This is a genomic window from Enorma phocaeensis, from assembly GCF_016901575.1.
GTDB lineage: Bacteria > Actinomycetota > Coriobacteriia > Coriobacteriales > Coriobacteriaceae > Limicola > Limicola phocaeensis_A.
Genome location: NZ_JACJKQ010000031.1, coordinates 1 through 9,952, shown reverse-complemented (window position 1 = coordinate 9,952; position 9,952 = coordinate 1). Strand labels below are relative to the sequence as shown.

Below are 9,952 nucleotides of genomic sequence, written 5' to 3'. Positions count from 1 at the left end.
TGAACTCTGCCGAATACTTGGGCGACGGATGTCCCATCCCATGCCCCCTTTCCCCGTTTACGGCATCATGCCCAAACGGAACTCGAAGTGTCAACGGAAACGGGGGAGATTCAGATTCAATGGCCGCGCACTACGGCTCGGCGGTGATGCCCGCGCGCATCGCCACCCCGCGCGACAAGCCGAGCGCCGAGAACGAGGTGTGGCAGGCCGCGATCGAGATCATCGCGGCGCTCAGGAACGAGGTCTTCACCGATTTCAACCAGCTGAAGGCGGCCGTCGCGGCCAAGCTGGAGGAGCACAACGCCCGCCCGTTCACCAAGCGCGAGGGAACGCGGAGGGAGGTCTTCGAGGAGCAGGAGAGGCCGCTCCTCCGCCCCCTCCCGGCGGTGCCCTACGAGGTCTGCGAGTGGGTCTACGGCCGCAAGGTGCAGCGCAACTGCCACGTCGCGTACAAACACAACTACTACTCCGTGAGCCACCTCGCGGTCGGCAAGACGGTCGACCTCAGGGTCACCGACACGACGGTCGAGATATTCCTCGCCGGCGAGCGGCTCGCCACCCACCCGCTGCTCCCGGCCTTCGCCCGGAACCGCTACTCCACGCACGCCGGCGACCTCCCCGAGGGGAAGTCGTACTCCGACTGGGACGCCGGGCGCATACGAAGGTGGGCCGACCGCGTCGGGCCGTCCTGCAGGGAGGTGGTGGACCGCATCTTCCAGCGCGTCGACTACGAGGAGCAGGGCTTCGACGCGGCGCTCGCGGTGCTCAGGCTCGAGCACCGCTACACGAGGCCCAGGCTCGAGCGGGCGTGCGAGATGGCGCTGGCGTCCGGGCGCCCGTCCCCCAGGTACAGGCACCTGAAGCCGATACTGGAGACCAACCAGGACGGAGCCGACGGGGCGCATTCCGACGACGGCGGCCCGGGCGAGGACGAGGCCGGCTACGTGCGCGGTGCCGACTTCTACGGGGAGGAGGCGTAGCATGGAGCTCTCGGTGGAGACGAAGCGCAAGCTGCGCGACATGGGCGCATCGGACCTGCTGGACGCGCTGGAGGCCCAGGACGAGGGCATGTGCATGGGCATGACCTGCGCCGAGCGCGTGCAGATGGCCGTCGACGAGGCCCACTCCGCGTTCGTCACGTCCAAGGTCAGGAACCTCACCAAGCGCGCCAACCTGCGCTACCCCGAGGCCGACGTGAGGTCGATCGACTTCTCCGAGGAGCGCGGCCTCGACCGGCTGAAGATCACCGAGCTCGCCACGTGCGGCTTCGCCGAGCGCGGCCAGAGCGTCGTGCTCCAGGGCCCAACCGGCACGGGCAAGACCTATCTGGCCTGCGCGATCGCCAAGGCAGCCTGCCAGCGGCGCATGCGCGCGTGCTACATACGCTGCCCCGACCTGGAGGAGCTCTGGCGCGAGGCGCGCGAGCGCCCCGGCGGCGAGCGCAAGATCACGAGGAAGTACGCCGCCTTCCAGGTCCTCGTGCTCGACGAGTGGCTGCTCGACCGCCCCGACGAGCTGTTCCGCGGCTTCCTGCTCGAGCTCATGGAGGCCCGCTACGGAACGGCGTCCACCGTCTTCTGCACGCAGTTCCGCCAGAAGGACTGGCACGCCAGGCTGGGCGGCGGGGTGCACGCCGACGCCATCATGGACCGCATCGTCCACGGCGCCGCCTGGGTCGGCATGGGCGAGATGAACATGAGGAGGAAGCTGGGGGCCGGATCGGAGTAGGGCGCGCCGACCGGTACCGATAGGAAACGCCGGCGGTATCGGCTCGCGATACCGCCGGTATCAAGTCGCGATATTGGGCGGTATCAAAAGGGGCAAATACTCACTCGGCGCGCCACCCTTCCGCAGGAAGTCCGTTCCCGGGGAGAGGGGCAAGAGATGTCGGCGATGGGATGGGAGAACATGTTCAGGGCGATGGGCGTGACGACAGAAGGGCAGCCCTCGAGGTGCTGTTGACCGTTATGCAGGCCGACGTCCCCGGCGAGGTCGGCGACGTGTCCTGCTGCCCGCGGTGCGGCTGCCCGCACATGGTGCGCCGCGGCCGCGACGCCGACGGGGCCCAGCGGCGGCTGTGCCGCGGTTGTTGATGTGCAATAGGAACTGGTCCGAGTGAGCACCAGCTTCTGAGCAGCATGTGCAGCCAAAACTGAGCAGTTTCAGCACGAGGGCCGCGCCCCCTGGGACCAGGGGCGCGGCCCTCGCCGTATGGTTATCCCGGGCGCGAACTTTGGCGAGGAGCGCCCGGGAAGGATGGAGGAGATGACCGTGCCCCTGGACTCGAGGAATGATATACGCTCGGTGGGATGGGGGCCGTCGTCTCGACCGACCGCCAGAAGGGCTACGTCCGCGCTCTGCGCGAGATGGGCGCCGCGGCGTACCTGCGCTTCATCTCGGGCGGCTCATCCGCCCCGCTCAACCTGGTCAACGCGGTGCGCCCGGCCCTCAAGGCATTCCTCGCGAGGTTCCGGGGGGTCTCGACGAGGAGGCTACACGGCTACCTCATGTGGTTCAAATGGCAGCGGGAGGCGAGGCGGCCCAGCGCGCTGTCGGCTCAGCTGGAGGGAGCGCGTCGGGGCGTCGTATCCCTTCCACCCGGAGATGGCCGTACAAATGAAACAACAGATTGAGATGGAGAGAAACATGGGGCGTTATCGTGAGGGGAGTGAGCTCGACAATGGACAGATCGCAGGAGCTAGCGGACATCATCAAAGAGTTCTATAAGCTCACGGGCAGGCTCGAGGAGATGTACCCCGGCAGGCACTTCACGCCGGACGGACATCTCGTCGGGAGCATCGGCGAGGTGTTAGCTGCCGAACGCTATGGCATCAGCCTGTTTACAGCGAGCTGCGAGACGCACGACGGCATTACTCCTGACGGGCGGCTCGTGCAGATCAAGGCGACCCAGCGGCGCGCCATCGGAATCAGCAGCGAGCCTGACTATCTTTTGGTGCTCAGTATCGACGAGAAGGGCAGGCTGGAAGAGGTTTACAACGGTCCAGGAAAGCCAGTTTGGCAACTCATCTCAAATAGAAAGAGGCCAAAGACGGGTCAGTATCAGGTCTCGCTTGCTAGGCTGAGGCTTCTCAACGCGGTCGTGTCTCCGGAAGACAGAATTGAGAATATAACGGACATCTCGTCCTTCTCGCATAGGTCTTGATGCATGGAGGAATACTGCGAGCGGCCAGCCGATTGGATATGCAACAAACGCTGGGCAGGTTGCAGATGCGATTTGAGCGCCGGATGGGCTGGTAGCGACTCGGTGGCACGCAGGGAGCTGCCGACTGTGATGCGATTGCCTCTCGTTGCTCCTCTTGAGAGGACCTAAAGGCCTTCAAGGCGATGCTCCGGGGTAAGGGGCTCCTCTGTGGACTTCGGGTGGCATCGCGTATGAGCGTGCCTCCAAAACGCGCGGCTGCTATACGTTCAGGTGGAGGTTCTACCTGCTTATTGCGCTCTAAAAAGCCATATCACACGAAGGGTCCGCACGGCTTCTTGGGTGGCTCCTTCGCTATCGAGCCAGAATCTGTCCTGGTGGCCAGCTGGGCGGGTGCAGCTAGGGCATTTGTCTTTCGGCTATCTAGCTGCGGAAACGGTCCCGGTTCTTACATGCTTATCGTCCTATAACCCACCGTTTAGCGAAAAGAAGCTGGCGGCTAAGGGATGTGTCCGGACGGAGCGCTATGCTAGCGCAAGTAGATGCATGCAAGAAAAAAAGAGCCCCGAAGGGCTCTTGGCAAGTCAGAATGCCACCTACGTGGCGCCTCTCCGAAGAGGGCATTTTTGGCTTAAGCCGTATTTTGACTTGCAGTGACATCTTGACTGGTAATCAAGACGTGCACATTGTAGCACGCCGAGTAGATGGGGGTTGATATGAATCTTCGTAAGGCGCGCGACTACAGTATTGGCCTCGATTTGGGCACAGGCTCTGTTGGCTGGGCTGCGATTGATGCAGAGGGGAATCTTTGTTTCTCCAATGGTCGGCCTGCCATGGGAAGCCGAACCTACCCGAATGCCGAGTCAGCCTCAGCGGCCCGTATTCCTCGCGGTCAGCGCCGACGCTATGAACGGCGCCGACAGCGAATCAAGCTGCTTCAGGAATTCTTTATGCCGGACATGGAGCATATAGACCCCGACTTCTTTATCCGCCTCAACCAGTCGAGCCTATTGTCGGAAGATAAGGACGAGCGCATCGCTTCATGCGCCTGGCCGATATTCAATGGCTCTGACTTTACCGAAAAAGACTACTACAAGAAGTTCCCGACCATCTATCATTTGCGAGATTTTCTCTGCGAGAGCAATGAGAAAGCCGATCTTCGCTTGGTGTATCTCGCGCTGCACAACATCGTAAAGCATCGTGGCAATTTCCTTTACCAGGATAACCCAGCACTCAGTGCATCTGATGCGAGCATCGATGGGGCAGTGTGGCAGCTTGTCGACGCTCTTGAAGAATGGTGCCAGAATAGGGGAGTCGAGCTTTCCTGCGATGCTGAAAAGATTATTGAAGTATTTGGAGAGACGTCATTACGGCGGGCGGAGAGATGTGACCGGCTAAAGAGTCTATTTGGTCTGCCGACCGACCTTGCGAAGACGATGGGCAAGGAGCTCGCTTCCGCGATTCTTGGTTATAATGCAAACTTCTCAAAAGCCTTTCTCATATCTGACGCTGAGTGCAGGTTCTCGCTTGGAAACGACGAAAAGGTCGAAGAGTTTGAGGCTATATGCCCCAATGAGTGCAGATCGCTCTTCTCTGCCCTTCGAACGGTTTATTCTGCGTATCTGCTCTCGGGTATCCTCCGAGATGCCAATGGTAAGACGTTATCGTTTTGCAAGATGAAGGAATACGACCGCTACCGTGATGATCTCGCACTGTTGAAAGCTCTGGTGCGGGAATACGCTCCCGAGTCGTATCAGTCCTTTTTTGGCGGCGAGCGGTTGGTAATCAATGGAAAGATAACGAAGAGGTACGATCCAACGAAGGCTAAAGGCTACACAAAATACGACCTGGTTCACAGTGCGGGCTCTTATGATGAGCTTGCAAGGGATGTGAAGAAGCTGCTGGGGTCGCTTGCGGCAGATGACCCCCGGTATCAGCAAATGATGCAGGCATTTGATGAGGAGCGCTTTTTGCGCCGACTGAAAACAAGCGACAACGGGAGCATCCCCTACCAACTGCATCTCGAGGAGCTGCGCGCCATCATCGCACGTCAAGGCGAGTTTTATCCATTTCTCAAGGAAGAGTCTAAGAAAATCGAAAGCCTCGTGAGCTTCAGGATTCCCTACTATGTGGGACCGCTCACTACGAAGAATGCGGCGGTTGACGCACATGGGAACAAGCGCTTTGCGTGGTCGGAGCGCAAGCCTGGCATGGAGCACGCCAAGGTGCTTCCTTGGAATTGGGACGACGTCATCGATAAGGGCAAGAGCGCCGAGAACTTCATTATGCGCATGACGGGGACGTGCACCTATCTGCAAGGTGAGAAAGTGCTGCCCAAGTGTTCGCTCCTTTATGAAGAGTTCTGCGTGCTCAACGAGTTGAATGGTGCCCATTGGAGCAGCGATGGAGATCGTGAGAGCCGCTTTGATGCGCATGATAGGCAAGGGATTGTTCAAGATCTATTCTGCAGGCGCCGCGTTTCATATAAGCAAGTCGAGGATTGGCTTAGGCAACACGGAAACCGTCGGGCTCGCGTTTCTGGAGGACAAGGCGAGTCGGGCTTTGAGTCAAAAATGTCCTCGTACATCTTCTTTAGCAAGGATGTCCTGCATGTAGACAGAATCGCTCCTGCAGATTATCCGATGATTGAGGAAATCATCCTCTGGAACACGCTCTTCGAAGACAGGGACATTCTTAAAGAGCGAATCGAAGAGGCATATGGAGACCGCCTCAATGCTGAGCAAATAAAAACGATATGCAAGAAGCGCTTCACCGGGTGGGGGAGGCTGTCGAGGCGCCTTCTTACCGGGGTTAAAGCTCAGACCGATCAGGGCGAGCTGTCCATCATGGATATCTTGCGCGAGGGAGACCCCAACAATGACCACCGAGGCAGGGCAATGGTGTTCATGGAAATCCTTCATAGCGAAGACCTTGGATTCCAAAAAGAGATTGACGCGATTAACCAAGAAAAGGTCTCAGCTGGCAAAGTGTCGCTCGAAGACCTCCCCGGATCTCCAGCATTGCGCAGGAGCATCAATCAGGCGATGCGCGTGGTTGAAGAAATCGTGAGCATCGCAAAATGCCCACCGTCGCACATCTATATAGAGGTTACGCGCGATGAGGACGGAGCGAGGAAAGGCCGCAGAACCACGAGACGTTATGACGCCATAAAGAAAGCGTTGGAGAGATTCAAGGAGGAAAGCCCGACGTGGTTCGATCAGGGCGTCTTCAGCGAGTTCAAGAGATCAAGTGCGGAAGATTTGGACGAACGCCTCTCACTGTATTTCATGCAGGGAGGAAAGAGCCTGTACTCGGCTACGCCGCTCAAGCTCGAGCTGCTTCACACCAATCAGTACCAGGTTGACCACATTATTCCGCAGTCCTATATCACAGACAATAGCTTTGAGAATAAGGCGCTTGTGCTTGCCGGGGAGAATCAACGTAAGTCTGATGCACTGCTCATTGATTCATCTATCAGGATTGCTATGGCTCCCTATTGGAGGGCCTTGCATCAGGCAGGTCTGATGGGGGACAAGAAGTTCAACAGCCTGATGTGTTCCTCGATAAGCGACGAACGAGTGCGAGGGTTCATTGCCCGTCAACTTGTTGAGACGAGCCAGATCGTTAAGCTCACAGGGATGATGCTGCAGGCAAAATACCCATACGCCGATGTCCGACCCGTTAAGGCGTCGCTTGGTCATGACTTGCGCACACAGGCGGGCTTCATAAAATGTCGTGAAGTCAACGACTTCCATCACGCCCATGACGCACTCATTGCATGTGAGATGGGCAGATATATCAACCAATGCCATCCAGGCATTTATGACAACCCCATCGGATATGCCCACGCGGTTAGGGATTTGGTGCGAAAACAAGGCGAAGAGATGAGGAGGTATGGCAGGCTTCCAGGCAGTGCCGGCTTCATCGTGGGCGGGTTTATGCGCACGCATGTAGACGATGATACTGGTGAGGTGTTATGGGATGCCCAAGAAGAGCTGTCTCGCATCCGAGCGTATCTTGACTACTCGAATGTCTTTGTGACACGCATGCCTGAGGAAACGAGTGGAGCATTGTGGAATGCCACGATTTATTCTCCGCATTACGGAAAGACGACCCCGACCTTGCAATTGAAACAAGGTCTCGATGTTCAACGATATGGCGGATATTCGTCTGCGACATTCGCTTACTTCACGTTGTATGTTGCAGAAAAGGGGAAGAGACGTAAGGCGGAGCTCCTGGGCATACCCATTTCGGTAGCTCGGAAGGTCGAATTGGAGCCATTCGAGCTCGATGCTTTCGTTGCCCAGGATGCGGAGGCCAAGAAGCTGAAACATCCGCAAATAATCAGGGCGCGCATCCTAAAGTACACTCGCTTTGAAATGGGGGGCAATCAGTTTTATTTTGCTGCTCAAGATGCGGTCTACTCTGCGCGGCAGCTGGTGCTTAAAGGCGATTTGCATGGTGTGGCAGCCAAAGCATGCGACAGGCGTTTGGACGATGACAACGTGTCAAACGAAGACCTGATTCGTCTGTACGACGAGCTCGTTCACAAGGGAGACTTGCTTTGCAGTAAATTCAGCAATGTTACTGATGCTCTGCGCGCCGGCAGAGAGCGCTATGTGGGCCTGCCGATCTCGGAGAAACGACAGCTCGTTCGCAATGTGCTGGCATATTATCGCTCTGCCACGGCGCGTGTTGACATCTCATTAGTTGGCGGGCCGAAACATGCGGGTAATTTGGGTATCGCTTTTGTTTTGAACAATCCAGAGGCAATTGTGTTTGTTGACCAGTCGGTAACAGGAATGTTCGAGAAGAGGACGCACGTTGGGCTTTAGGACGATTTTCATAGAGAGTCCGTGCCGCCTTAGTTATTCAAGTGGTTACATGGTGGTGCGAAAGGAGGACGATACCGTAAAGGTTCATCTCTCCGAAATATCGACGGTCATCCTCCAAACGGAACGCGTTTACGTTAGTGCCTACTTGCTCTCGGAACTTGCGAAAGCGAAGATCTCTTTTGTGGTTTCGGATGAAAAGCGAAATCCGATAGGGCAATATCTGCCACTCTACGGTGCCCATAACGTGAGCAAGCGTATCCAGGATCAGCTTTCATGGGGAGAACCGATTAAGAAGCGAGTGTGGCAGCATGTTGTGCGCGATAAGATTTCCCAGCAAGCCGCGTTTCTCCGTGAACGCGATTATTTAGAGACGGCGCAGCTATTGGATTCGCTTGTTCCGGAAGTGCGATCGGGCGATACCACGAATAGGGAAGCCCAGTCTGCGAGAATATACTTCTCTACTCTTTTCGGTAAAGGGTTTTCGCGTGATGACGATAGTCCGGTAAATGCGGCTTTGAACTATGGCTATGCCGTCCTGCTTTCGATGGTTAATCGCGAGGTGGTTTCACGCGGCTACTTAACGCAGTGCGGGATATGTCATAGGAATGAATACAATCAGTTTAACTTGGCATGTGATTTTATGGAGCCGTTTCGGCCGGTGATAGATCGGCAGGTCAGCGACTACCTTTCCGGAGCGTTCGATGCCGATATGCGAAGAGCGCTGGCAGACGTTGCCAATATTTCGCTCTCATATCGAGGGGGAACATATCGGTTGGGATCGGTGGTCTCAATGTATGTTCAGGATTGTCTGAATGCTCTGTGCAAAAAGATAGCCGTTGACGATATTCAAGGGTTTGCATTCAGATGAGCGGGGAGGTACGGGTTCGCTATATGAGGCTGCTTGTGTTCTTTGACCTGCCTGTTGATACGGCTGCTCAAAAGAAGAGCTATCGCGTGTTCAGAAAATGGCTGATAGGGGAGGGATACCTCATGCTTCAGCAGTCTGTGTACGCAAAGCTGGTGGTCAATGAGGGTGCTGCCGCTGCCGCGGTTATACGTTTGAGGAAACATCGGCCACCAGAGGGACTCGTGCAAGTTCTTAAAGTGACTGAACGGCAATATGCAACGATGGACTATATCGTTGGAAGTCGAAGTGCGTATGATGAGGTTGATACCATGGAAGAGTTCATGGTGCTATAGCCATGAGGATTTGCTTTGATGGATTTGAGAATCTGATTGAATTGAGACGGGGACGCCCCTTTGTCTTAGAGATTCACAACCGCGCCCTCTTTGCGCGCGTTTGCGATTCGCTAGTTTCCTGCGATGGAGAGGACGCTTGTGAGGCGTACACCATATGGGACGGGGAAAGGGAAGTTCGCCCGAAAAGCGCTTTCCTTGTTGTGTCCGATGTCTTGAATTTGCCATGGGAGTCGAAGGACCTTGGCGGAAAGCTGTATTCGCTGCTTCAGGAGCGCCAGCTTGAGGACGAGGCGATCCGAGGCTTATTTGAAAGTCGATTCAGGGAGCTGCGAGGGCTGATATCACAGCTTTTAGTTCAGCTAGAGGGAGACTACCGGTTTGGCCTAGAATGGGACTTGCAACGCTTTTTGAAAGCGTTTGGCTTCACGATCGATCTTGACCATGGAGCAGCGTTCATTGATAGGCTCATATTGTTTCTTGATTGTTGTGCTGACATGCAAGTTAAAAAGGCTCTTCTATTTGTCAACCTTAAAACATTTTTGACCGAAAACGAGGTTGCGAGGTTTTATGAGAGAGTGTTTTTTCACTTAGTTTTTCAAAGCAAGTGCAACACCACCGAGTGGTAGACCTCGTGGGGCGTCCTCCAGCCCAGGCGCTCGCGCGGCCTGCGGTTCAGGTCATCATACACCGCCGCGACCTCCTCGTCGCTCACGGCGTCGAGGTCGCAGCCCTTGGGGAAGTACTGGCGCAGCAGCCC

At 56.4% G+C, this 9,952-nt stretch carries 9 protein-coding genes and 1 pseudogene; 9 read left to right on the top strand and 1 reads right to left on the bottom strand.

The window, feature by feature from the left end; all coding sequences use genetic code 11:
* From H6A15_RS09785 to csn2, 9 genes are all read left to right on the top strand, one after another.
* The coding region (locus H6A15_RS09785) for a Mu transposase domain-containing protein (protein ID WP_428840710.1) at positions 1-980 on the top strand (980 nt) is incomplete at its 5' end.
* 1 nt (position 981) lies between these two features.
* Positions 982-1,728 (top strand): ATP-binding protein, encoded by a 747-nt coding sequence (locus tag H6A15_RS09780; protein ID WP_204673572.1) that lies wholly within the window; start codon positions 982-984, stop codon positions 1,726-1,728.
* 170 nt (positions 1,729-1,898) lie between these two features.
* The gene (locus H6A15_RS09775) at positions 1,899-2,093 is read left to right on the top strand and encodes an IS1/IS1595 family N-terminal zinc-binding domain-containing protein (RefSeq protein ID WP_204673571.1); all 195 of its coding nucleotides are present in this window, start codon (positions 1,899-1,901) and stop codon (positions 2,091-2,093) included.
* A gap of 216 nt (positions 2,094-2,309) precedes the next feature.
* Complete coding sequence (locus tag H6A15_RS09770; protein WP_204673570.1) at positions 2,310-2,633, top strand: hypothetical protein; 324 nt, start codon at positions 2,310-2,312, stop codon at positions 2,631-2,633.
* A gap of 47 nt (positions 2,634-2,680) precedes the next feature.
* Positions 2,681-3,163 carry a DUF6998 domain-containing protein gene (locus H6A15_RS09765; protein WP_204673569.1) on the top strand — a complete coding sequence of 161 codons (483 nt, stop codon included), beginning with the start codon at positions 2,681-2,683 and terminating at the stop codon, positions 3,161-3,163.
* A gap of 713 nt (positions 3,164-3,876) precedes the next feature.
* Positions 3,877-7,995, top strand: coding sequence for a type II CRISPR RNA-guided endonuclease Cas9 (gene cas9 / locus H6A15_RS09760; protein ID WP_204673568.1), 4,119 nt, complete (start codon positions 3,877-3,879; stop codon positions 7,993-7,995).
* The gene (gene cas1, locus H6A15_RS09755) at positions 7,985-8,863 is read left to right on the top strand and encodes a type II CRISPR-associated endonuclease Cas1 (protein WP_204673567.1); all 879 of its coding nucleotides are present in this window, start codon (positions 7,985-7,987) and stop codon (positions 8,861-8,863) included. Before cas9 ends, cas1 begins: the two co-directional genes overlap by 11 nt.
* On the top strand, positions 8,860-9,195 hold the full coding sequence (gene cas2 / locus H6A15_RS09750; protein ID WP_204673566.1) for a CRISPR-associated endonuclease Cas2: 336 nt from the start codon (positions 8,860-8,862) through the stop codon (positions 9,193-9,195). The genes cas1 and cas2 overlap by 4 nt, the downstream gene beginning before the upstream one ends.
* 2 nt (positions 9,196-9,197) lie before the next feature.
* Positions 9,198-9,821, top strand: coding sequence for a type II-A CRISPR-associated protein Csn2 (csn2, locus tag H6A15_RS09745; RefSeq protein WP_204673565.1), 624 nt, complete (start codon positions 9,198-9,200; stop codon positions 9,819-9,821).
* Here csn2 and H6A15_RS10510 read toward each other — a convergent pair.
* A pseudogene (locus H6A15_RS10510) lies at positions 9,791-9,952 on the bottom strand (IS30 family transposase); the annotation flags it as partial. The gene csn2 and the pseudogene H6A15_RS10510 overlap by 31 nt on opposite strands.